General features: G+C 60.8%; 19 protein-coding genes and 1 pseudogene. 10 read left to right on the plus strand and 10 right to left on the minus strand.

Translation table 11 applies throughout. From position 1 onward, the window contains the following. From ACTFPK_RS06255 to ACTFPK_RS06265, 3 genes are all read right to left on the minus strand, one after another. The coding region (locus ACTFPK_RS06255) for an ExeM/NucH family extracellular endonuclease (RefSeq protein WP_435730948.1) at positions 1-2,924 on the minus strand (2,924 nt) is incomplete at its 3' end. Positions 2,925-3,102: 178 nt separating this feature from the next. Then, a complete protein-coding gene (locus ACTFPK_RS06260; RefSeq protein ID WP_284898886.1) occupies positions 3,103-3,792 on the minus strand; it encodes a response regulator in 690 nt (229 codons plus the stop codon). 4 nt (positions 3,793-3,796) lie between these two features. Further along, entirely contained in the window at positions 3,797-5,155 is a 1,359-nt protein-coding gene (locus tag ACTFPK_RS06265; RefSeq protein WP_394532486.1) for a sensor histidine kinase, read from the minus strand. Between the two features lie 210 nt (positions 5,156-5,365). Between ACTFPK_RS06265 and ACTFPK_RS06270 the strand changes: the two genes are divergently transcribed. The 6 genes from ACTFPK_RS06270 to ACTFPK_RS06295 all read left to right on the plus strand — a co-directional run bounded on the left by ACTFPK_RS06270 (position 5,366) and on the right by ACTFPK_RS06295 (position 10,640). Beyond that, positions 5,366-6,034, plus strand: a complete 669-nt coding sequence (locus tag ACTFPK_RS06270; RefSeq protein WP_284898889.1) for a DUF4352 domain-containing protein — start codon at positions 5,366-5,368, stop codon at positions 6,032-6,034. Between the two features lie 159 nt (positions 6,035-6,193). Beyond that, positions 6,194-7,507, plus strand: a complete 1,314-nt coding sequence (locus tag ACTFPK_RS06275) for an alpha-amylase family glycosyl hydrolase (protein ID WP_284898891.1) — start codon at positions 6,194-6,196, stop codon at positions 7,505-7,507. Between the two features lie 3 nt (positions 7,508-7,510). Further along, positions 7,511-8,308, plus strand: coding sequence for a YaaA family protein (locus ACTFPK_RS06280; protein ID WP_284898893.1), 798 nt, complete (start codon positions 7,511-7,513; stop codon positions 8,306-8,308). 57 nt (positions 8,309-8,365) lie between these two features. Next, positions 8,366-9,439, plus strand: a complete 1,074-nt coding sequence (locus ACTFPK_RS06285) for a methyltransferase domain-containing protein (protein ID WP_284898895.1) — start codon at positions 8,366-8,368, stop codon at positions 9,437-9,439. A gap of 126 nt (positions 9,440-9,565) precedes the next feature. Then, positions 9,566-9,907 (plus strand): type II toxin-antitoxin system RelB/DinJ family antitoxin, encoded by a 342-nt coding sequence (locus ACTFPK_RS06290; RefSeq protein WP_284898897.1) that lies wholly within the window; start codon positions 9,566-9,568, stop codon positions 9,905-9,907. Positions 9,908-10,031: 124 nt separating this feature from the next. Continuing rightward, positions 10,032-10,640 (plus strand): MerR family transcriptional regulator, encoded by a 609-nt coding sequence (locus ACTFPK_RS06295; protein ID WP_284898928.1) that lies wholly within the window; start codon positions 10,032-10,034, stop codon positions 10,638-10,640. A gap of 108 nt (positions 10,641-10,748) precedes the next feature. Here ACTFPK_RS06295 and ACTFPK_RS06300 read toward each other — a convergent pair whose 3' ends face one another. The 7 genes and pseudogenes from ACTFPK_RS06300 to dnaK all read right to left on the minus strand — a co-directional run bounded on the left by ACTFPK_RS06300 (position 10,749) and on the right by dnaK (position 18,667). Next, entirely contained in the window at positions 10,749-11,567 is an 819-nt protein-coding gene (locus ACTFPK_RS06300) for an ATP-binding protein (RefSeq protein ID WP_439911361.1), read from the minus strand. 24 nt (positions 11,568-11,591) lie between these two features. Further along, positions 11,592-11,950: pseudogene (locus ACTFPK_RS06305) on the minus strand (AAA family ATPase); the annotation flags it as partial. A 198-nt stretch (positions 11,951-12,148) separates the two neighbouring features. Beyond that, positions 12,149-14,038, minus strand: a complete 1,890-nt coding sequence (locus ACTFPK_RS06310) for an ABC transporter ATP-binding protein (protein WP_284898900.1) — start codon at positions 14,036-14,038, stop codon at positions 12,149-12,151. A gap of 78 nt (positions 14,039-14,116) precedes the next feature. Next, positions 14,117-14,815, minus strand: a complete 699-nt coding sequence (locus tag ACTFPK_RS06315) for a heat shock protein transcriptional repressor HspR (protein WP_348967316.1) — start codon at positions 14,813-14,815, stop codon at positions 14,117-14,119. Between the two features lie 143 nt (positions 14,816-14,958). Next, positions 14,959-15,975 carry a DnaJ C-terminal domain-containing protein gene (locus ACTFPK_RS06320; protein WP_016441860.1) on the minus strand — a complete coding sequence of 339 codons (1,017 nt, stop codon included), beginning with the start codon at positions 15,973-15,975 and terminating at the stop codon, positions 14,959-14,961. A gap of 146 nt (positions 15,976-16,121) precedes the next feature. Further along, positions 16,122-16,790: a nucleotide exchange factor GrpE gene (locus tag ACTFPK_RS06325; RefSeq protein ID WP_284898903.1), complete on the minus strand. Its 669-nt coding sequence runs from the start codon at positions 16,788-16,790 to the stop codon at positions 16,122-16,124. Next, positions 16,790-18,667, minus strand: coding sequence for a molecular chaperone DnaK (gene dnaK, locus ACTFPK_RS06330; protein ID WP_284898905.1), 1,878 nt, complete (start codon positions 18,665-18,667; stop codon positions 16,790-16,792). Before dnaK ends, ACTFPK_RS06325 begins: the two co-directional genes overlap by 1 nt. 277 nt (positions 18,668-18,944) lie before the next feature. Between dnaK and ACTFPK_RS06335 the strand changes: the two genes are divergently transcribed. The 4 genes from ACTFPK_RS06335 (at position 18,945) to ACTFPK_RS06350 (ending at position 22,958) form a co-directional block, all read left to right on the plus strand. Then, positions 18,945-19,877 (plus strand): ROK family glucokinase, encoded by a 933-nt coding sequence (locus ACTFPK_RS06335; protein ID WP_439911326.1) that lies wholly within the window; start codon positions 18,945-18,947, stop codon positions 19,875-19,877. Between the two features lie 183 nt (positions 19,878-20,060). After that, positions 20,061-20,570 carry a general stress protein gene (locus ACTFPK_RS06340; RefSeq protein WP_087069990.1) on the plus strand — a complete coding sequence of 170 codons (510 nt, stop codon included), beginning with the start codon at positions 20,061-20,063 and terminating at the stop codon, positions 20,568-20,570. Between the two features lie 80 nt (positions 20,571-20,650). Beyond that, complete coding sequence (locus ACTFPK_RS06345; RefSeq protein WP_284898911.1) at positions 20,651-22,003, plus strand: DUF4921 family protein; 1,353 nt, start codon at positions 20,651-20,653, stop codon at positions 22,001-22,003. A 73-nt stretch (positions 22,004-22,076) separates the two neighbouring features. Next, positions 22,077-22,958, plus strand: a complete 882-nt coding sequence (locus tag ACTFPK_RS06350) for a patatin-like phospholipase family protein (protein WP_284898912.1) — start codon at positions 22,077-22,079, stop codon at positions 22,956-22,958. Positions 22,959-22,973: the final 15 nt, after the last annotated feature.

A 22,973-nucleotide genomic window follows, 5' to 3' on the forward strand; every position in this document is an offset into this window, starting at 1 on the left:
ACATAGAAGACATTCCCACGCCGCACCGCAAACGTATCAACACCATCACCATCCCAATCACCGACCAGGACCTCATCACCAACCCGACCATAAGAGAACACGCTATCCGCTTCGCCACTGGCCAGGGAATTCTTCACATAGAAGACATTCCCACGCCGCACCGCAAACGTATCAACACCATCACCATCCCAATCACCGACCAGGACCTCATCGTCGGCCCGGCCGTAGCTGAAGACGAGGTCGGCCACGGTGGCTTGCCAGGTATTGGATAGGTAGAACATATTGCCGGTTGTCGGCGCAGGCTCCGTCGGTTCCGGCTTCGTGGGCGTCGGCTCTGGCGCAGGAGCCGGGTCTTCCTGCTCCGGAATCACCTTAAGCCCGACTTTGAAGGGGTCGTGATCCGAGGAGCGGAAAGCGCTCTCATCCCACAGGTCCTTGACGTTGTAGTTGTAGCGGGAGTACTCCAAGGCCACCGACTCGGGGGAATTGATATTCCACACCTGCCCGCCGGTGGCGAGCTTCGCGGCGGCGGGATTTGCCAGCACGTGATCGAGCGAGCCCACCAGCCCGGAGAATTGGTAGGTGTAGGAATCAGGCTGGAAATGCCGGTGCAGATTGGTGTAGCCGGCCTTCTCAAAGACCCTGATCGGGTCCTCCTTCGAATAGGAGTTAAGATCCCCCACCACAAACACCGGCTTATCGGCGAACTCCGCCGCGATCCAATCGCGCAGCGTCTCCGCCTGCTTGGTGCGCAAGAGGTTGTTATTGCCCTGGTACACATCCTCGTCATTAGCGATCCTCTTGGATAGCGAACCCTTGGACTTGAAGTGGTTGGTAATCACCACGAACTCCGGGCCCACGCCTTCACCATCCACAACCGCCTGGAAGCTTTGCGCCAACGGCTGGCGCGCGGTCCCGGTATACCACTCGCTATTGAGAATCTGCGAGGGGCCCACCGCCCGGACCTTATCTTTCTGGTAGATAAAGGCAAGGCGAATATAGTCCTCGTTCTCCCCGACCTTCGCCGGAGACGGAACATAAGCCCAGCGCTCCGCCTGCGCGTCCGCATTGAGGGCCGCCACCAGGGCCCGCACCGCAGTATCGCGGTCCCCACCGGATACCCGGGCTGTATTCTCAATTTCCTGCAGCCCCAGCACGCTGGCATCCAGCTCGTTAATAGCCCGCACAATCTTGGTTTGCTGGCGCGCGAAAGACTCGGGGCTATAGGCCCCGCGCACCTTGCACCGATTCGCCGCGATGGGATTACCTTCGCGGTCGGTATAAGCCCGGCAGCCCTTCTCATTTTCGCCGAGGCTGCTGAAGTAGTTGAGCACATTGAAGGAGGCGAGGGAAATATCCCCGCCCAGATTCCCGGGGGCTGCCGCGCGGGTATTCTCAAAAGTGACCACCTCGGTGGAGCGATCCGTGCCATCTTCCAGCGTCACCGGGAACCGCGGTTGCAGCTTCCAGGAATTATTGCGGAAATCCATAATGAGCCCGCCGTGGAGAGTAGCGGCAGCCCCCACGCGCACCGGCGCCGCCTGAGCAGCGGCCCCGGCAGCATTATCCGCGAAAAGGTAGGGCACCGGTACATTCGTTTGGGCATTGCGCCCGAAGTAGGCCCGCGAGCGCCCGTCATCCAACACCAGTACATTCGCCGCGTTATAGGCATCCAGGGCCTGCACTTGCTCGGGATTCTCACTCGGGTTGAAGCGTTCGCTGGGTTGCCACAGCGGCTGGGTGCCGCAGGCCAGGCCCACCTCCCCGTACTGGTTGGTGGCATAGTTATTCGTCACCGTGAGCGGCCCGGTCACGCGCACGAGCATGCCCTCCACCGCTTCGCGCTGCGCCGCCGTGGCATTGCAGGCAATCTCAACCGGCTCAATTGCCGCCGGCTTTTCCTCCAGTGCCGTAATAGCAGCAGCATTAATTTCGGTCAGCCCGTGAAATTCGGTGACCGTGCCGCGCACTTCCACATACGCGCCGGCCGCCAGCTGTGCGGCCGCTGCCCCGTAAACGAAAATACCGTTGGATGCATCGGTATGTTCCACCCCGGGCGTTTGGATATAGGCCCCGTTGAGTCCGCCTTCCGGGTAGGTGGCGGTAACGACGCCGCGCGTGGTTACCTCCTGCCCGGCGAGCGGACTTGCCTGCCCACTCCCCTGGATCTGCGCGATAGTCACGGGCGCGGCCGGATCGCTTGTGCTTCCCGTGCCCGGCTCCGTTGTTGGATCAGTGCCGGGGTCGGTGCTCGGCCCGGGTTGCGGTTGGGTGCCGGGATCCGGGTGGCCCGGGGTTGCGCCGTCGTTCGCACGTCCCGGCGTAGCCGAAACAACACTAAAATCGGCCGCATTATTATTCGTATCCGTGCCGTTAGGAATGCGGGAGGCGGAGTTCGCGGCCATCTGGGAATTGGAGCCCACCCGCGCCGCCTCACCTTCCGCCACGCTCGCGTTCCCGTATCCGACCAGGTCAATCGCGGTGGCGGGATCGGCCAGCGCCGCGTCAATACGGGACGACGGCGCCAGCACCACAATCCCACCCTTGGCCCCAAGGTTCATCGGGGACGTGACCCCCTCCGGGAGCTGGACACCGTTCGAACCATTCGATCCGGCGCTCACCACCAGATAGGCACCTGCCTCCAGGCTGCCGCTCAGGGCCACCTTGGAAGAAATGCTCTTCCCGTGGCTCGCTGAATAGCCCAGCGTCAGATCGCTTAAGTCAATGGCCGCAGAGCTCGGGTTATACAGCTCCACGTATTTATGAGTGTAGGTGGCCCCGGAGGACCCGCCCCGGGTATAAATTTCGTTAATAATAATTCCGGAACCGTCCGGCGCGGCGAACGCCGGGAGGAGGCAGACGCCGGGAACCATCAAAGCCGTGGCCGATAGTACCGCGACGCCCCCGAGGGCACGTTTTTTCACGTTGCGACCTTTCTGTGTGGTCCGCGCGTGGCGGCGCGGAGGGTGCTTCACGCCTCCTCCACGCTAGCCGGGCCGCATCGCCAACTCTTAAACACCGGGTAAACAGGCGGTGACTCAAGGCTCGCGGCCGTGCCAACAGCCGCGCCGGTGCCCCCGCCGAGCTAACGGGCTAGCTGGGCTAGACAGGTTCGTCGTCGAGCAATCCGGCGCGCGTCATATCCACCGCGACCCCGATGCGCCCTTCTACACCCATTTTCGCCACAATAGCGGCCAGGTGTGTTTTCACCGTGGATTCGGACAGGTGCAGTTTCTCCCCGATATCGCGATTCGAGAGCCCCAGGGAAACCTGCCGGGCCACCTCGAGTTCGCGGGCGGTGAGCCGCGCGATTTTTTCCTGGGCGCGCCGGCGCGCACTCACGGTACGGGTCGCTGCCAGATATTCGTACACCTGCTTGGCGGCCCGCGGAGAGAGCGCACCATCCCCGGCCGCCACATTACGGATCGCCTGGAGGAGAACCTGGGGGTCTTCCGATTTGAGAATAAAACCGGAGGCGCCGGCTTCCGCGGCGCGCACCGCTTCATCATCGGCATCCAGGGTGGTCACCACAATAACCTGGGGCGGATGCGGGAAACTCCGCAGCTGGCGCGTGGCTTCGATGCCGTCCGTCCCTCCGGGCATCGCCACGTCCATGAGCACGACGTCGACCTTCATCGCGGTGAGAGTTTCCAAAGCTTCGCGGGCCGTGCCCGCCTGCGCCACCACCTCACTATCCCGCTCCGGACTCAGGTTAATAATTTGTACCAGGAGACGGCGAACCATCGGATCGTCATCCACGACCATAACGCGAATAGGTGAGGAAATCGGCACCGCGCTATTTTACCATTCCAGGATTGCCACCCCGGGCACTCCCGTCCCAGGGAAGGTGCACATCAACTGCGAAAACACCGCCCGCGGTGCTGAAGCTGGCGCGTCCCCCCAGGGCCTGGGCCCGCGCCTGCACCCCGCGTAATCCCGAACCTGCACCGTGGGAGCTTTCGCCCGGCTCACTTTCATGCGCGGCAGGCATGGCATTGCGCACCGCAATATCGAGGCCCTGGTCCGGCCCGCCGCTCACCCGCACCCGGGTGGTTTCCTCCGGTGCATATTTCACCGCGTTAGTGAGCAATTCTTGAACGATGCGGTAGCAGGCCGTGGTGAGCGCGGCCGGGGCACGTTCCGCATCCGTAATAAAAACATTGGCGACGACGGGGTGCCCGGCCGCCAGCACCTTATCAATATGATCGGCTAATTCGGTCAGCGAACGCGGCGGGCGGTAGGCCGACGAACTCGGATCGCGCATGACCCGGACCAGAGAACGCAAATCATCAGTGGCCTGCCGAGAGGACTCCCGCAGCGACCGAGCCGCCTCTTCTAAATCGGCATCCCCGCGCGCGAGCAATTCCAAGGAGCCGGCCTGCAGGCTCATAATGGCCAGCTGGGATCCGATGGAATCGTGAATTTCCCGAGCCAAGGCATCACGTTCCTCTTTGCGGGTGAGCTGGGTTTCTAGCTCTTCGGAGGCAGCGGTCGAAGCTTCGAGTTCCTCGCTGGTGGATTCCAGTCGATCATGGGTTTCTTGGAGTTCCGCGGCGGCACTGCGCCACAGCCCCCAGCCGATAGGGAGAAGCACAGCCACCGCGTAGAGCACCAGGAGCGGCACGATATTATTCGGGAAATCATCGAGTGGATTCTGGTGGTTGAGGAAACCCATCACCCAGGATGAGTTGTAATCTTTCCCGGTCAGTTCGCGGGCGAATTGCCAGGCGGTAATGAGGGCGTACATGGCGCAAACGCCCAGGGCGCGGCGTCGTCGCCCCTGGGCACGGGCCCCCGCAAGATAGCGCGGCAGCAAAAACCCGACCACCGGTCCGATAGCGCCCAACGTGGAACACACGGCCGCAACCGCGAGCGCGCGGCGCGGATAACGTTCCCGGCGGGCCACCCACACGCCCGCCATAATGCAGCAGCACATGGATACGAAGATCCCGACTTCGTCGAGGGTGCCGAGCCAGCCGGGCAGCGCGCGAATCTTTGCGCGTTCAATCTGGTAGCCGACGCCCACCGCCATGACGATATATACGGCGGCCGTTTTGAGGTAGAAGGGAATGGCGGCGAGCCCGCGCCGGCGCGCCGGATTCTGGCCCGCACGCGCCGCCGCACCGCTGCGATTCTTCGGCGCGTGATCTGTCATGCCTGTGATTGTACGGCGCATCCGCACGCTCCAGAACCGCCGTTCGGCCCGCGGATGCCACCCGAAGGGATGAGGAGGGTCTGCCCAGGTGGAGGATGTGCCCGCCATGCGGCCCTTCTACCCTGGAGACGATACGTGAGCGACTCCGGCCGCGGTCTTATTGCTGGGCCGGAGCGGCGCCCACCGCTATAGATACAGAAAGGTTCTCGCATGTCAGCATCCACGCCGCCGGTGTACGGCGCAGTACCCGCTCCGGAACAGAAGAAGAATTGGTTCGCGCGCCATAAGCTTCTCACCGCGCTCCTCGTTATTGTGGTGCTCGCGATTGTCGGCACCGCGATGTCCAAGCAATCCGATGGGAAGCCCGCCACGTCCAGCTCCCAGGCTGCCGATAGCGCGGCATCCGGGAACGCTGCGGAAAGCGTGGATAAGGCGGGTGCCGAGGCTGAGGGCGATAAGGGCGATAAGAAAGATAAGAACGACGACGCAACCGTGGGCATCGGCACCCCGGTCATTCTCGGTGATTTTGAAGTGACCGTGACGAATGTGGAAAAGGGCGTGAGCCATATCGGCAATGATGTGCTGGGCAAGGATGCCACGGGTCAGTACGTCATCGTGGATGTGACCGTGAAGAATACCGGGAAGGAAGCGGCCGGCTTCGCGGAATCGGAGCAGAAGCTCGTGGATACCGAGGGGCGCCAGCATTCGGTTTCCGGGGACTCCTTGTACCTGGGCGATGCGTCGATGATTTACGAGAAGGTCAATCCGGGGAATACCGTGACGGGTAAGCTGCTCTACGATGTGCCGGCCGATGCGGTTCCGGCCAAGCTGGAACTGGCGACCGGGTGGACACATAAGGCCACCATCACCTTGCAGTAAACGCTGCTTACTTCGCTTGGCGTTTATCTTCGCGGCCCTTCGCTCTAGAATCGAGCGAGGGGCCGCGGCGCATTCACCCAGCTGAGTGGGCTCCGCGGCGGCGCTCGTAGCGGCGAACAAGCGAACAAGCAACCAAGCGAAGGAAGGCGGCTCTCAGCTATGGCACAGCTCGACACTATCTGGTGGCAGGTTTTTGCCTTAGGAGCCTGCGGGGCGCCCATTCGCGAGGGACACACACCCCTGACCGCGTCCGGGGAGCTTTCCGCAGCCAATCCACGTGAACACCGCTTACGGGCTTTGGATCCGTGGCTGGATTATCTTATTGAGCTCGGCGCTAATGGCCTGCTCCTCACCCCGATTTTCGCTTCTGTTTCCCACGGCTATGACACCCTCGATCATTTCCGCCTCGATCCGCGCCTGGGCGATAACGCGGATATCACCCACCTTATTGAGGAAGCACACCGCCGCGGCATCCGGGTGCTTTTCGACGGCGTCTTCAACCATATTTCCCGCTCCCATCCGCAGCTCGAAGAGCTTGGCCTACGCACCGAGAGCGGTGATTTCCACACCTGGGAAGGCCACGGGGATCTCATTACCCTCGATCATTCTTCGCCGCGGGTGCGTGAGCTGGTCCGCGAGGTCATGGAATTCTGGCTGGAGCGCGGTATTGACGGCTGGCGCCTGGACGTAGCCTACGCGGTCCCAACCGATTTTTGGGCCGAGGTCCTCGGGAAAGTCCGCGAGCGCTTCCCCGAAGCGCTGTTCCTAGGCGAAGTTATCCACGGCGATTACCCCGATTTTGTGGCGCGGTCCAGCGTGGATACCCTCACCCAGTACGAGCTCTGGGCCTCGATCCGCCAGTCGATTGCCGCGCGTAATTTCTGGGAGTTGGACTGGAATCTGGGGCGGCACGCGCAATTCTGCGAACATTTCATCCCCAATACATTCATCGGCAATCACGACGTGGAACGCATCGCCACGGCGGTGGGCCCGGCCGGGGCGGTGCTGGCCGCCGCGGTGCTTTTCACGGTTCCCGGGATGCCTTCGATTTATTACGGGGATGAACAGGGCTTCACCGGAACCAAACTCGAGGGCTTTTCTGCCGACGACCAATTGCGCCCGCCCCTACCCGAACGCCCCGAACAGCTCTCCAACCTCGGTTCCGGGATGTACGACGCCTACCGCGCCCTCATCGCGCTGCGCCGCACCCACCCGTGGCTCACCCGCGCCCGCCTCGAGGTCACGGGCAAGGATAATACCTGGATCGAGTACCGCGTCTGGGAGCGTGAGCACGACGACGCAGTCCCGGCCAGCGCGGACTCTGCCGCGCAAGGGGACTCTGGCAAGCCCGCTGAGCTGCGGGTGCGCCTCGAACTCGAGCCGCACCCGAGCGCTCGTGTCATTGGCGTTGATCCTACCGGAGGCGACGTTGAACTCTTTTCCTGGCACGCGGGCGCAGAAAGCGGGGAGTAAACAGTGCTTATCCTCCTACCTCCTTCGGAAGGGAAAACCGCGCCGGCCAGCGGCCCCGCACTTGACCTGAGCGCCCTGAGCATCCCGGAATTCACGGCCTTGCGCACCGAGCTGGTGGCGGAGCTGGAAGACGTATCCCGCCACCCGGATGCCCTCGATATCCTCGGGGTGGGTCCGAGTATTGCCGATGAGGTCGCCACGCAGATCACGCTGCGCGAGCAACCCTGTGCTCCGGCCTGGCAGGTGTATACCGGGGTGCTCTACCAGGCCCTCGATATGGGAAGCTTCTCGGCCGCTCAGCTCACCCGCGCCGGGGAGCACACTCTGATTTTCTCGGGACTTTTCGGGGCCACCTCGCCACTTGACCTCATCCCTTCCTACCGATTGGGAATGAACGTGGAGCTGGGTGGCGCGAAAATTTCGGCCCGCTGGGCACCCCTGTGGCCGGTTCTCAATAGCCGGGCCTCCGGATTGGTCATTGACGCGAGATCCGGTGCCTACGCGGGGTGGAAGGTGCCGGCTAGCTGCGACGTCGTAAAAACAACCGCGACCCGCATCACGGGCGCAACCTCCCGCACGATCTCACACGCCGCGAAATATTTCCGCGGGCGGGTGGCGCGCCTGGCGCTCCTGGCCGCTACCCCGCCGCACGAAGCCGAAGAATTAGCGGAATTGTGCCAGCAATTGGTGGGCGAGGAAACCGCGGCCGGGGTGATCACCGGGGTGGAATTAGGGCCGGCGCGGCGCGGAGTGCGCGAGCTCGCGGTGGTGGAGACCGTAGATACGGGGCGCGCCCACTAAGCTGGGACCGTGCGCTGTTCGTATTTTGAGGCGGGGACCTGCCGTTCGTGTACCCGGATGGGTGAGGCCTACCCCGCTCAGGTGGCGGACAAGGAAGAACGCCTCGCCGAATTACTGGCGCCTTTCGCGCCGGCGTGGCTGCCGCCTGTACTCTCCCCGGAATCGCATTTTCGTAATAAAGCAAAGCTCGCCGTGGGTGGAAGCACGCAGGCGCCGACGCTGGGAATTTTAGATCGGGACATGCGCGGGGTGGACCTGCGCGCATGCGGACTCTACGAAAAGCCCATTACCGCGGCGCTCCCGGTTCTAACCGAGTTCATCGGGCGGGCACGGCTCACGCCTTTCGACGTGCCAAGCGGGCGCGGGGAACTCAAAAATATTCTCATCACCGCGGCGCCGAGCGGTGAGCTGCTGCTACGTTTTGTGCTGCGCTCGACCGAGTCGGTGGTACGGATTCGCAAGCATGTGGCCTGGCTGCGCGCGCAGCTCCCGAACGCTCGGGTTATTTCTGTTAATTTGCTGCCGCAGCGTGCCGCCCTCGTGGAGGGTGAGGAGGAGATGGTGCTGACCGGGGAGGATACGCTGCCTTTCCCGCTCGGCGCGGTGACGCTTTACCTCACCCCGCGTTCCTTCTTCCAGACAAATACTACGATTGCCCGGGCGATGTACGCACAGGCGCGCGCGTGGGCCGCCGGTTTGGACGGGGTGCGCACGGTATGGGACTTGTATTGCGGGGTGGGTGGTTTCGCACTGCATGTGGCCGGCCCGGGGCGGCGCGTGACCGGCGTGGAGATTTCCGAGGCCGCGGTGGATTCCGCGCGCCGCGCTGCCGCAAACGCCGGCAGTTCCGCGCAGTTTTTTGCCGGCGACGCCGCACGTGCCGCCGGCAAGCTCGGCGGCACGCCCGATCTGCTCATCGTCAATCCACCGCGACGCGGCCTGACAGATCTCACCGAGTGGATTGCGGCGAATCCCCCGCGCTGGCTCATCTATTCATCGTGCAATCCCACCACGCTGGCCAAGGACTTGCAGCTACTGGATGGCTTTGCCGTGCACGAAGCACGCCTCATGGACATGTTCCCGCAAACTGCGCACATGGAATGCATGGTGCTGGCCGAGCGGGTGGATTAGGCGGCGGCTGCGGCATTTCGGAAGCGGCATGCCACCATATTTATTCTGGGCCTTTCGCGAGGGATAAGTGCTTGCGCATGCCACTACATTGGCGCAGACTGTTCAACAGGAGGCAAGGAGGCACCCGTGGCAAAGACAGCGAATGTATACGTCCGCATCGATCCGGAACTCAAGGAACGGGCAGAACGCATTTTGAGCTTATTAGGCGTCTCCCCATCAACTCTTATCACCCTGCTTTATAAGCAAGTGATCTTGCACCGCGGCATCCCCTTTGAAGTGAAGCTCCCTCATTCCAGGCCGGTTGATATTAGCTCGCTGACCAAAGATGAGTTAATTGCCGAATTGGACAAAGGCCTCCGGTCCATCGAATCAGGCGACACCAAACCCACAGAAGAAGTATTTAAATCACTGAGTTTAGAGTTCGGCGAATGGGATTCCGCGATAGGCACCGATGCCCAGCCGCTTTGATTCATTTAGAGCTCTTGTGACTCTGCGACCGTCTACGTTTGACTGTGGGCGGGCATGATTTCTTCCACTTGACCCTGACGTTACGTCACACTCTACCGTTGTTAACACGGAAGGAGGATGAGTGATGAAAACCGTCAATGAGGTCAGCAAAATAGCCGGCATTAGCGTTCGCACATTGCAGTACTACGACCGAATCGGGCTTCTCAAGCCCACCGATTACTCGGATGCTGGATACAGGCTGTACAGCGACGCGGGCGTGAAACAGCTGCAATATATTTTGCTTTTTCGGGAGTTGGAATTCCCGCTCAAAGAAATCAAATCTTCAGGAGGTACCTATATGGATTTCACAGTTTTTGACACCGGAAAAATCGATGATTACGCCCGCCAGGCCCGAGAGCGCTGGGGCGCAACCTCGGAATATCAGGAGTATGAATCCAAGCAAGCAGGACGGAGCGCTACGGAAAACCAGGCCATCACCCAGAGTCTCATGTTAATTTTCGGGGAATTTGGAAAGATCAAAACTGGTGCTCCCGATTCTCCCGAGGCCCATGCGCTGGTAGAAAAGCTGCAAGGCTTCATCACGGATAATTTCTATACGTGCACGGATGAGATCCTGGCCGGCCTCGGGGAAATGTATGCCGATGGTGGAGAATTCACTCGCAATATTGACGATTTTGCGGGCGAAGGAACCGCGGTATTCGTTCACGAAGCCATCAAGCACTACTGCGTATAGTCCATACCCATCCACTTCCTTATAACTGTGCCCGGTGCCACCTCCCCGACTACGTCATCCGTAGTCGAAGAGTGGCACCGGGCACAATACGGACCGCACCTACGGAGGTTAAGCACCCGGGACAGGTTGCGGATAGGTAGCGAGCAAGTGCGCGGCCGACTGGACTGCAAAGTTCTTCCCTTGGTACGATTCCTCTCCCTGGTAGATAACCGCGCGATTTTCGGCCGGGATTCCCAGGAAGTCACCGATCTGGGAAAGCTGATGACCGAATTTATCGCACATCGTCATCGATGATTTAATCTCGAAAATGCGCGGGTTACTGCGCACAGTGAGATCAAGGAGATCAACCTCGCGCTTGGAGTCATCACGATAAAAATAGAGCTCCGGTTCCGTTCCCGTGTAGAGATATTGTTTCCGCATCTCCGCGATCACAAAATTCTCGAATACCGCCCCGCGTTTCGGATGGGTGAGAAGTTCAGCAGCACTTCGGATCCCCAGAAGATGGCACAGCAAACCCGAATCGTAAAAGTACAGCTTCGGAGCCTTCGTCACTCGTTTCGCACCGCTGGACATATACGGCTGCAGCGTGAACGTGATGTAAGAGGAGTTGAGAATCGATGCCCACTCTTTGACGGTCCGATAGGTGGAGCTGATATCGCGCGCCAAGCCACTGTAGTTAATGAGGCTTCCGCTCGACTCTGCACACAATCGCAGGAAAGCACGGAATGCGTCAATATTTCGGACACCGAGATAATCCGCGACATCTCTTTCAAGGTAAGTCCGCACGTAATTAGGCATAAAAACGTGGGCCGGAATACCAGCGCCATAAATACGCGGATATCCTCCGGCAACTTGCGCTTCACCGAGTGTGGGCACAGGATCAAGTGCTTGAAGTTCTTGCCAGCTCAAGGGGAGCAGCTGAAGCATTCCAACCCTGCCGGCCAAGGATTGGCGAATGCTCCGCAGCAGCGAAAAGTTTTGTGAACCGGTCAAAATGTACTGCCCCGCCTCACCACGCTCGTCTGATCGCACCTGAATGGTAGAAAAAGATCCGGAGCATATTGCGCCTCATCAACGATAAGCGGCGCGGGGTGCGCGGCAAGAAAACCAACTGGATCCTGGGTAGCTGCCGCACGGAGATTCGGATTTTCGAGGTTGACGTATTCATACGTGGGAAAAGCCGTCCGAACCAGGGTTGATTTCCCGCTCTGGCGCGGGCCAGTAACGAAAACCACCGGAAACCATTGCGCCAATTGTGCAATATAACCACTCGCGCTGCGAGGAATCACCGTGCCACCCTCTCCCCTCATTGCGATAGTAGAGCCACCGCATATCTGCACCAGACCTCACCAGATCATTGCAGTAGGACCGACCAGATCATTGCAGTAGAATCGTCCAAATCATTGCAGTAGGAACTCGCAAATCGGCACGATAGCAACGGAAAACCCCAACCGCGCCACTATCGGAGACCGGCGCGGTTACACATGGCTCACCCCCGGCTTACCCCCCTACCGCAAGCCGTAGCGCTTGAGGTGACGCTGGGCGCGCGCGGAGTTGTCATTCTGCAAAGCGAGCAGCTCGGCGTAGATACCGCCGGACTCGGCAAGCTCGGCCGGGCTACCTACCTCATCAATACGCCCGGCTCTCAGAGTAATAATGCGGTCCACGCTGGCGATGGTTGAGAGCCGGTGCGCGATAATAATCGAGGTGCGATCTTTCATGAGTTCTTCCAGCCCAGCCTGCACCCACCGCTCGGAGCGAGTATCCAGCGCGGAAGTAGCTTCGTCCAGCACCAAAACCGGGGCAGCTTTGAGCATCGCGCGAGCCACCGCGATGCGCTGGCGTTGCCCACCGGAAAGCTTGAGTCCGCGCTCCCCGATGACGGTGTCATACCCCTGGGCAAAACGGCGAATAAAACGATCCGCGTGGGCGCGGGTCGCGGCATCGAGGATTTCTTCCTCAGTAGCATCCGGGCGCCCATAAGCAATATTTTCCCGAATTGTTCCGGAGAAAAGCGCTGGATCCTGGAAAACTACCCCGATGGCGGCCCGAACCTGCTGAAGTGGCAAATCCGCGATTTCGTTGCCGAAAAGCTCAATATGCCCGGCTCGTGGTTCGTATAGCCCCAGGAGAAGCGAGGTCAGCGTGGTTTTCCCACCCCCGGATTCAGAGACGAAAGCGACCCGTTCCCCCGGCTCGATAGCGAAACTAACATCGCGCAAAACATCCGGATCTGTTCCGTATCCAAAAGTAACGTTCTCGAAACGAATCGCCGGTACATCAGGCTCAATCTCCACCACGCTCTGGTGGGGCGCGCGGGCCGTAAGTGGGCGGGCCGGTGCGGCGTCGTCGTTAGGAGTAACGGCAGTGCCACCGGGAAGAGTCGTGCCGCCGGTCAATACGGGGCGCTGGCCGCGTTCGGTTTCGGTGAGTTCCATGACCTCGAAGTAATCGCGCGAGCCGGCGATGGCGTGCTGGGTGGTGTCCACGATCCAGCTCATGGACATGACCGGACGGCGTGCCATCCCCACGAGCTGCACCAGGATAACCATGTCGCCCACGGAGAATTGGCCGCGGGCGGTGCGCAGGAAAATAATGGCGTAAATCGCGAAGAAAATAATGGCCATAACCATGCGGCGCAGGAAGTCCATGGTGTGCCAGTGGCGGGATTGGTTGGCGGTGAGGTGCTCGGCGTGCTCGTAGTGGCGGGCAAAATGCGCGAGTTCGCCGCGTTCGCGGGTGAAGGATTTGACCACGCGGATCTGGCCGATTACTTCGTTGAAACGCCCGCCGGCCACGTCGATATCTTCGTTTTTCTGCACTTCCAGACCTTGCCAGCGCCGCGAGGTGAGAGCGGTCAGCCACATGTAGATCGGGAAAATAATAAGCAGGAGGAGGCAGAGCAGCGGGGAATAAATAAAGGAAATAATCAGGACGGCAATAATCGTGAGCAGCGTGGTGAAGAAGGAGTTTGCGAAGTTCTTGACGAAATTCGTGACCTCCATAATGGAGCGGTTGAGGCGTGAGGTGATGGTGCCGGTGAGTTCGCGGTCGAAATAATCTTGCGGGAGGGTGAGGAGTTTATCGAAGTAGCGCACGGAGAGGATGGAGCGCATTTTTTGGCTCATGAGGTCGCCGGCGTATCCGCCCAGCGAGTCGATGGTGGTGGAGAAAAAATCGATGGCGAGGAAGGCGCCGGCCAGTAGGATGACCCGCCGCACTGCCACATCAACGTCGAGACTGCCGCTCACGGCTGCGACCGCGGTATCGGTGGCGGTGCCGAGCACAAAGGGAACAATAATGGTTCCGGCGGTCACGAGGATGGATGCGAGGGCCACCGCCACGTAGTAGCGGGACAGCGCGGAGGTGAAACGAAAAATTCTTAGCAGTGCGTGCACATAGTGACCCTAGCAGTACTGCGCGCTGTTCCCGGGCTGTTCGCGTGCCGCGCCGCGCTGGAAGTCATAGTCGCGTTCCTAGGCGCGGTCAAGCTCGCGGTCACGTGCGTGGTTGCGGTTGCTACTGCGTTCGTGGTTGAGGGAGCGGTTGTGCTCGCGATTGCGGTCCCAATCCATCTGCACCGCGAGCGCGGCGAGGAGTAGATCCAGGGTGTGGGGTTGGTAGCGCGTCAGTTCGGAGCCGGGGTGGCGCGCGGCACCGGCTGCGGCGCCTGTTGCGGCACTTGCCGCCGAACTTCCTGCACCACCCGCGCGGGAAGGCCCGGCACCTTCTTGGGCGCGTAATTGCGCGAGGCGCTGCGCGGCCTGGTGGCGCAGATATTCGCGTAGGTCTTTATGACCGCGGGTAAGAACGACGTCGCCATCCGCTCCGGCAGCAAAAATCCGGCGAGCATGGGCGCGCCGTTCGTTGGCGCGTTCCCGTTCTGCCGCGAGTTCTTGTTCGGCGTGCTGGAGGGAGCGGGTGAGCTGGTCAATGCGCTCTTGCATCTGGAGGATGCGGGCGATGCCGGCCAGGTTGATGCCGTCCTCCTGGGACATGCGTTGAATTTCTTGGAGGCGTTCCACATCCTCCAGGGAATAGCGCCGCCCGCCTCCGCGGGTGCGCCGGGCGGACACCAGCCCCAGGCGGTCATATTGGCGCAGCGTCTGGGCGTGCATGCCCGCTAGTTCGGCCGCTACTGACACCGTGAGTAACGGTGCGCGTCGATTCGCCATACCTCCTCAACCTCCTTTGTTGGGGTTCCGGGCCCGGCCCCGCGCAGGGCCGGGCTAACCGGGTTTTTCGTTCCTCGTGCCACTTCGTTAGCGCTTCGCGCTAGCTTGGTTTTCCGTTCACATGAGCTTCGCTAGCAGCTCGCCTAGACCTTCGCCATGCGGATGAAATCCGCCCGCGGATCGGCATCATCCGTGGCTTTGGCGAACAGTTCCACGGTTTTACGGGCATCATCCGAGAGCCGGGTAGGAACCACGACCTTGAGACGCACGTACATATCCCCGGCTGATCCCTTGACCGTGAGGCCTTTGCCGCGTACCCGCAGAATTTTATCCGTGGAGGAACCGGCCGGAATTTTCACCCGAACGGTCTTACCTGCCAGCGTTGGTACTTCTACGGTAGCCCCGAGAGCTGCTTCCGGGAAAGATATCGGGACATTGACGTACACGTCCTTGCCCTGCATCTCGAAAACCGGGTGGGGTTCCACGTGGACGGTGACAATAATATCGCCGGCCGGCCCGCCGTTGAGGCCCGGATGGCCTTTCCCGGCGATCCGAATTTTCTGGCCGTCGCCCACCCCGGCCGGGACTTTCGCGGTCACGGACTTGCCGGAGGCGGTCTGGATTTTCACGGTAGCACCGTCCACAGCCTGCCGAAGCGGGAGCGAGACCGTGGCGGTCATATCCGCACCCTTCTGGGGCCGACGCTGGGAGCCGAAGCCGGAAAAGCCGCCGCCTCCCTGGCCGCCCCCGAAAAGTCCGCCTAGGACATCCTCGAAATTACCACCGAAGCTACCCCCGCGGGCACCGCCCGTGGAGGATGAGGCGTGGTAGGTTCCGCCGCGGCCGCCGGAGAACATCGAGAAGATGTCCTCAAAACCGCCGCTGCCTTGCCCGCCGGCCCGGAAGCGGGGCCCGCCGGCCCCGAGCGCCCGGATCGCATCGTATTGTTTACGATCCTCGGGGTTAGAGAGAACCTGGTAGGCCTCCCCCACTCTCTTGAACTTTTCTTCGGCGTCCTTCGAACCGCCATTCCGATCGGGGTGGTAACGGCGGGATAGCTTCCGGTAAGCCTTTTTAATATCCTCCTGGGTGGCGTCTTTTTTCACGCCGAGTTCCTGGTAGAAATCCTTATCGAGCCAATCTTGGCTTGCCCCTGCCATATGCTCACCTCCCCTTTCTTATCGTGCTGAGTATGCTCGGTGAAATTAGTGTGTACTCCGTACTTGCCTTGTTGATTCCTAAGCGCGGGTAGGTGCCGCGCGGGCCGGCCGCATATGCGGAGCCGACCCGCGCCAACCAACCCGTGTTATTCCGGCGAGACCACTCCTACCCGGGCCGGGCGGAGCACCTTATCCGCCACGGTGTATCCGGGTTGGATAAGCGTCTCGATAGTTTGCGAGGTAGCGTCAGCCGAGGAGCGATTCATGAGTGCCTCGTGGTACTCCGGATCGAATTCATCACCAACCGCCCCGAAGCGGGCCACCTTGAAAGTGGAGAAGAGGATCTGCTCCACTTTCTCCGCGATGAGGCCGGTGGGCCCTTCCAGGTCCCCGTGCTGGCGTGCCAGCTCCACATCATCAAGAACCGGAAGCAAGGCCTCAATCACCTTGAGAGTGCCCGAATCACGGTGCGCTCCAGCTTCCTGCTTGGAGCGGCGCACGTAATTCGTGTACTCCGTCTCGGTGTTGTAGAGCGAGGCTTGGGCTCGTTTGAGCTGATCCTCCAAGGTGCTGATAGTAGACATTGCTTCACTGAGCGGATCAGCCGCGACTGCCTCGGCATCGCCCGCGCCCGCCTCGGATTCCTGAGCCGTGCCCGCGCCAGCTTCACCCGCGTTGCCCGGTGAGGCCGCGGCCGCAGCTGCGTCGTCGTTCCCGGAAACAGCACCCGCACCGTTACCGGCACCTGCACTTTCCCCGACGCCAGGCTCCCCCGCGTTTTCCGGACCGTTGCGATTCAGATCGTCCTCACTCATTACTTATTCTCCTCATCGTCCACGACTTCGGCGTCGACGATATTGTCCTCAGAAGAACCGGCCGCGCCGGAACCACCTGCGGCACCGGAAGCATTCGCGCCGCCATTCTGTTCAGCGGCCTGGGCCTGCGCGTAAATTTCCTGCCCGATCTTCTGCGATTTCTCGTTGAGTTCGGCCAGGGCGCTCTTGACGTCCTCCACATTGCCGGTGCCTTTGAGGGTTTCGCGTACCTTGGCGATAGCCTCCTCCACTTCGGTGACGGTGGCATCGGTGAGCTTGTCCTTATTGTCCTTGATCAAACGCTCAATGGAGTACGCGGTCTGCTCAGCCTGGTTGCGGGTATCGGTTTCTTCCTTGGCCTTGGCGTCTTCCGCGGCGTGTTCCTCAGCTTCCTTGACCATGCGGTTGATTTCCTCTTCGGAAAGGGCTGAACCGCCGGTAATGGTCATGGACTGTTCCTTGCCGGTGGACTTATCGCGCGCGGACACGTGCACGATGCCGTTGGCGTCGATATCGAAAGTGACCTCAATCTGCGGCACCCCGGACGGAGCCGGCGCGATCCCGGTCAGATCGAAGGTTCCCAGCGGCTTGTTATCGCGCGTGAACTCACGTTCACCCTGGAACACCTGAATGGATACCGAAGGCTGGTTATCTTCCGCGGTGGAGAAGGTTTCCGAGTGCTTGGTGGGGATAGCGGTATTGCGCTGGATGAGCTTGGTCATCACGCCGCCCTTGGTTTCAATACCGAGGGAGAGCGGGGTGACGTCGATAAGCAAAACATCCTTGCGGTCCCCGGTAATCACACCGGATTGCAGCGCCGCGCCCACGGCCACAACCTCATCAGGGTTGACGCCCTTATTGGGTTCACGCCCGTTGGTGAGCTCCTTGACCACTTCGGTCACGGCCGGCATACGGGTGGATCCGCCCACCAGCACCACGTGATCAATATCGGAAATCTGGATGCCCGCATCGCGAATCACGTTCATGAACGGGGTCTTGGTGCGATCCAGCAGATCCTTGGTCATATCCTCAAACTTGGCGCGGCTGAGGGTTTCATCCACGTGGATCGGCCCGGATTCACTCATCGAGATGTAGGGCAGCGAAATCTGGGTGGAGGTTGCGGCAGACAGCTCAATCTTCGCCTTTTCCGCGGCTTCCTTGAGGCGCTGCAGCGCGATCTTATCCTTGGACAGATCCACACCGGAGGCGTTCTTCACCTGCTCAACCAGCCAGTTGACGATGCGCTGATCCCAATCATCCCCGCCGAGTTTGTTATCCCCGGAGGTGGCCTTCACCTGGATGAAGGAGAAATCATCCTCATCCTTACCCACTTCCAGGAGGGAGACGTCAAAGGTGCCGCCGCCCAGGTCGAAGACCAGAATCGTTTCATCTTCCTTGCCCTTTTCCAGGCCGTAGGCCAGCGCCGCGGCCGTGGGTTCGTTGACGATGCGCTGCACATTCAGGCCGGCGATAGTGCCGGCATCCTTGGTGGCCTGGCGCTGCGCGTCATTGAAGTAGGCCGGCACGGTAATAACCGCGTCCGTCACGGTATCGCCCAGGTAGGCTTCCGCATCCTTCTTCAGCTTCTGGAGGATAAACGCGGAGATCTGCTGCGCGTTGTAATCCTTACCGTCAATATCAACCTTCCAGTCATCACCCATATGGCGCTTGACGGAAGAAATCGTGCGATCAACATTGGTGACAGCCTGGCGCTTGGCCACTTCACCCACGAGCACTTCTCCGCTCTTAGAGAAGCCCACGACGGACGGGGTGGTGCGCGCACCTTCCGCATTCGCGATAACCGTGGGTTCCCCGCCTTCGAGGACGGCCACCACGGAGTTAGTTGTTCCCAAGTCAATACCTACTGCACGTGCCATGATTGCTCCTTCTGCATTCGTGCCGCAGATCCGCACGCCGGCGGTACCGGCCGCGGACCCTTCGACAAAGTTTCCTTCCAAGTCTGAACGATCCGAGAACCTATGTCCAATCGGCTCGCCCTTTCTTGAGTCCACCTAACTCAACCTTAGGGTGTCGATTTTTATTCCCGCTTGCTTTTCGCGAGCTGTGTCACGTCCGCGCACACCCCTTCTTCGGTACGACGACGCCGCTGTGCCATCCCGCAATATGGCGGTCTTTGCCGGGTAGACTTGCACCATGACTCTGAGCATCGGTGTGGATGTTGGCGGCACGAAGGTGGCCGCCGGCGTCGTCAATGAACAAGGTGAAATTTTGCAGCGGGTCCGGCGCCCCACGCCGCGCCAGGATTCCGAGGCCTTTATCGCAACCATCGCCGCCTGCGTCAATGACCTCAAATCCTCGGGGGCTACCACCGTTGGAATCGGGCAGGCCGGCTATATCGCCGCGGATCGCGATACGTTGATCTACGGCACGAATGTGCCCCTCCAGAACGGACGGCTCGGTTCACGTATCGCTGAGCTTACCGGTATGCCCGTCGTCGTTGAAAATGACGCCAACGCGGCCGCCTGGGCCGAATACCGTTTCGGCGCGGCCGCGGATGCGGAATCTGCCGTTGTAGTAACGCTCGGCACCGGGCTGGGTGGCGGCGTCATTATGAACGGGAATCTGCTGCGCGGAGCTTTCGGTTTCGGGGCTGAAATCGGGCATATCCACATGGTTCCGAACGGGCCGCTGTGCGGATGCGGCTCGCGCGGGTGCTGGGAAGTGATGGGCTCGGGTAGTGCGCTGGTACGTTTCGCCACCGAGCGGGCCGCGGATTATCCCAGCGGTGCCGCTCGCATCCTGGAACTGGGTGAGGGGCGCGTGACCGGCCCGGCCGTGACCGCGGCCGCCCAGGAAGGCGATGAGATGGCCCTCGATGTTTTCAACGAGCTCGCCCATTGGAACGCCATCGGCCTGGCGGATATGGCCACCATTTTCGATCCGGAAATCTTCGTGATCGCCGGCGGGGTGAGCGAAGCAGGTTCGCTCGTGCTCGATCCGCTGGTACGCGAATTCCCCGAAGTTCTCCCCGTGGCGAAATACCGGACGCTGCCGGAAATTCGCCTCGCGCGGCTCGGGAATGACGCCGGGATTATTGGCGCCGCGGACCTATCCACGATTGATTAACGTGGCTGGCTAGCCAGTGTGCGTGAGCTGCGCGCCCGTATGATTTGGCGCGCACTGACACCATCCAGGCTGCGCGCCGGAATACGCTTCCCGGTTTCCACCGCTAGCGAGCATTTCCGGCGCGCAGCTGATTTTTGTTTCGAGGGCGATTTTTCTGTCATAGGCCACCTTTAGGATGAGCCTATGAATGAAAACATAACTACTGGCGCGTCCGCCACCGCGCGCGCCGCTGAACAAAGTGCCGCGGATTACCGCACCATTACGGAAGTTTCTGATTATCGGCAGGCCGAACGCCTGGTAGATGCGCTCTCGGATGCCGGGTTCCCGGTGGAAAATGTGCGTATCGTCGGCGTGAATCTGGAAAGCGTGGAGCAGGTGACCGGGCGCCTGACTACCGGAAAGGCCGCGCTCTACGGCGCGGCAGGCGGGGCTTCCTGGGGTCTCTTCTTCTCCTTCTTCTTTATTCTTTTCGCGCCGGCCGTGGTGCTCTGGCAGGTGCTCCTCTTCGGGCTTGCTTGCGGGGCGGTGCTCGGTGCCATTATGGGCGCGATCTCGCACGGCTTCACCGGTGGGCGGCGTGACTTCGCTTCGGTGCGGGCCACCACCGCCAATTCTTATGAGGTGCAGGTACGCAGAGCCTTCGTCAATGAGGCTTATGCAACTTTGGCGCAGGCCGGGTATTCGGTGAGCTAAGAATTCAGCTTCACCGTGCTCGCAGCGGGGCTACCCACTACTATGGTGGGTGGCTCTGCTGCCGAACGTGAGGGAAACTTATGGTTGTACGCCACGAAATTCGCCCGCCTATTACCCGGCTTCCGGATGGGACCATCAAACAGATCAACCCGTTTTCCGGTACCGAAGTGTGGACCCAGCCGGGCCGCGCTAACCGGCCCCTCAAGGCGGAAGTTCCTATCGCGGAACCGCTGAGCGCGAATCACCCGGAAAACTTCTGTTCTTTCTGCGCGGATCGGGTGCTGGAAACACCGCCGGAAAAGGCGCGCATCGTTGGCAATCCCGCCACGGGTGAAGCTCGGATCACCTATGATGCCCCGGTGGATTCCCTGGCGGACCCGTGGGATTTCCGGCGGGTTCCCAATCTTTTTGAGATTGTTCCTTTCCAGTACTGGACCACCAACTACCAGTACGAACTCACCACCCGCCGCCAGGATGCTTTTGAGCGCTACACCTCGGATGCGGCCGGGCGGGCCCACGTGCTTTCCGTGGCGCATAACAAGGCCATTGCCTCGGGCATGGATGAGGATGCCTGGAATGCACTTCCGGAGCGGGAGCGCCTCTTGAGCGCGCTACCGTTCTACGGGGGCGGGCATGACCTCATTATCGGGCGCCACCACTATGTGCCCGGTTCCGATTCCACCGCGAATCGGGCTGGCTCGGGTACCCTCACCCCGGCTGAGCACTACTGGTACTTCCTGCTTACCGCGGATGCCATGCGCGATCTGTACGAGCAGAACCGCTACGTCAAATACGTGCAGGTCTTCCAGAATTGGTTGCGGCCGGCCGGTGCCTCCTTCGAACACCTCCATAAGCAGCTGGTCTCGATTGATGAGCGCACCGTCAATCACCGCTACGAAGTGGACCGGGTGCGCGATAACCCCAATATCTTCAACGAGTACGGGGTGGATTACGCCGGCTACCACAATCTCGTTATTGCGGAGAATAAGTACGCGGTGGCCTACGCCGGTTTCGGGCATCGCTACCCCACCCTCGAAGTATGGTCGCGTTCGGAAGCCTCCCAACCCTTCGAGCACACCCGCCATGAATTGCGCGCCGTTTCGGATCTGGTGCATGCCATGCACGCGGCCACCGGCCCAGATATTCCCACGAATGAAGAATGGTACGCACCTTCGCGGGATATGGAAGTAGCAACCCCGTGGCGGGTGCTCCTCAAATGGCGCACCTCCACCCTCGCCGGTTTTGAAGGCGGCACCAAGATCTACGTCAATACCATTGACCCGTGGTCCTTGCGGGATCGGGTTGTTCCCCGCCTGCTGGAGCTGCGTGCCGAAGGTGCGATTGCTTCCACTATCAATATCGCCACCGAATGCAGCTGCGAAGTCAATTCGCTGCGTTACGGAATGGGCGAATCAGGAGTGCGCGGCAGGTAGTTCGGGCCGCGGCCGGAGTCAGCTTCGCTCGCGGCCGCACCCGCCCCGGCCTGGCACGTAGAAAGGAAACCCCATGTCTCGGATTGCTGAAACCGCCCTCGTTTTTGAGGGCGGCGGTATGCGCGCGAGCGCCACCGCCCCGGTGGTTATCAAGCTCATCGAGGCAGGCCTGGAATTCCCGCATGTTTCGGGAATTTCGGCGGGTTCCAGCCACGTGGCGAATTACCTCAGCCGCGACCCGCTGCGGGCCCGGCATTCTTTCGTGGAATTTGGGGCAGATCCGAATATCGGAAACTGGCGGACCTTCCTCAGCGGCAAGGGCGCCTTCAACTCGGATTATATTTACCTTCACACGTCGCGCCCGGGCCAAGCCCTTCCCTTTGATTTCGAGACTTTCCAGTCCACGCCCGGTGATTTCGATATCAGTGCTTTTCGTTTGAGCGACGGCGCCGCCGCGCACTGGCACCGCAGCGATATTAGGGTTCTTGACGACCTGTTGGTGCGGGTGCAGGCGTCCTCAACGATGCCCGGCATTATGCCTTTCGTAACGCTCGACGGTGAGCTTTACGCCGACGGCGCGCTCGGGCCATCCGGGGGTATACCTATTGATGCTGCTGAGGCTGCTGGCTTCGAGCGCGCCGTCGTTATTATGACGAAACCGCGCGATTACGTGCGCCCGGCACCTTCCCGAAAGGCAAGTGCGCTGATCCGGGCGGCGTTCCGCAAATATCCTCACCTCATTACCGCACTGGAGGAACGTGCCGCGAAGTACAACGCCACCCGGGCTCATCTTTTCAATCTGGAAGCGCGGGGGCGAGCCTACCTCTACTTCCCGCGCCACCAGCTGACTTCGAATAGGGAAACCAATGTGGCAAAGCTGGAAGCCTCTTTCGCGGCCGGCACCGCGCAGATCAACGAGGACTTCCCCGCAATCCTGCGCTTCCTCGGGCTCTAGCTGCACTGTTCAGGA

The organism is Actinotignum sp. UMB0459, assembly GCF_051905915.1.
Classification (GTDB): Bacteria; Actinomycetota; Actinomycetes; order Actinomycetales; family Actinomycetaceae; genus Actinotignum; species Actinotignum sanguinis.

What these genes read in the sequence shown, in the direction of transcription:
- ACTFPK_RS06265 (WP_394532486.1), bottom strand. Translation starts at nt 5,155, where the DNA reads ATGACAGATCACGCGCCGAAGAATCGCAGCGGTGCGGCGGCGCGTGCG.
- ACTFPK_RS06270 (WP_284898889.1), top strand. Translation starts at nt 5,366, where the DNA reads ATGTCAGCATCCACGCCGCCGGTGTACGGCGCAGTACCCGCTCCGGAA.
- ACTFPK_RS06275 (WP_284898891.1), top strand. Translation starts at nt 6,194, where the DNA reads ATGGCACAGCTCGACACTATCTGGTGGCAGGTTTTTGCCTTAGGAGCC.
- ACTFPK_RS06285 (WP_284898895.1), top strand. Translation starts at nt 8,366, where the DNA reads ATGGGTGAGGCCTACCCCGCTCAGGTGGCGGACAAGGAAGAACGCCTC.
- ACTFPK_RS06295 (WP_284898928.1), top strand. Translation starts at nt 10,032, where the DNA reads ATGAAAACCGTCAATGAGGTCAGCAAAATAGCCGGCATTAGCGTTCGC.
- ACTFPK_RS06300 (WP_439911361.1), bottom strand. Translation starts at nt 11,567, where the DNA reads ATGCTTCAGCTGCTCCCCTTGAGCTGGCAAGAACTTCAAGCACTTGAT.
- ACTFPK_RS06315 (WP_348967316.1), bottom strand. Translation starts at nt 14,815, where the DNA reads ATGGCGAATCGACGCGCACCGTTACTCACGGTGTCAGTAGCGGCCGAA.
- ACTFPK_RS06320 (WP_016441860.1), bottom strand. Translation starts at nt 15,975, where the DNA reads ATGGCAGGGGCAAGCCAAGATTGGCTCGATAAGGATTTCTACCAGGAA.
- ACTFPK_RS06325 (WP_284898903.1), bottom strand. Translation starts at nt 16,790, where the DNA reads ATGAGTGAGGACGATCTGAATCGCAACGGTCCGGAAAACGCGGGGGAG.
- dnaK (WP_284898905.1), bottom strand. Translation starts at nt 18,667, where the DNA reads ATGGCACGTGCAGTAGGTATTGACTTGGGAACAACTAACTCCGTGGTG.
- ACTFPK_RS06335 (WP_439911326.1), top strand. Translation starts at nt 18,945, where the DNA reads ATGACTCTGAGCATCGGTGTGGATGTTGGCGGCACGAAGGTGGCCGCC.
- ACTFPK_RS06340 (WP_087069990.1), top strand. Translation starts at nt 20,061, where the DNA reads ATGAATGAAAACATAACTACTGGCGCGTCCGCCACCGCGCGCGCCGCT.
- ACTFPK_RS06345 (WP_284898911.1), top strand. Translation starts at nt 20,651, where the DNA reads ATGGTTGTACGCCACGAAATTCGCCCGCCTATTACCCGGCTTCCGGAT.
- ACTFPK_RS06350 (WP_284898912.1), top strand. Translation starts at nt 22,077, where the DNA reads ATGTCTCGGATTGCTGAAACCGCCCTCGTTTTTGAGGGCGGCGGTATG.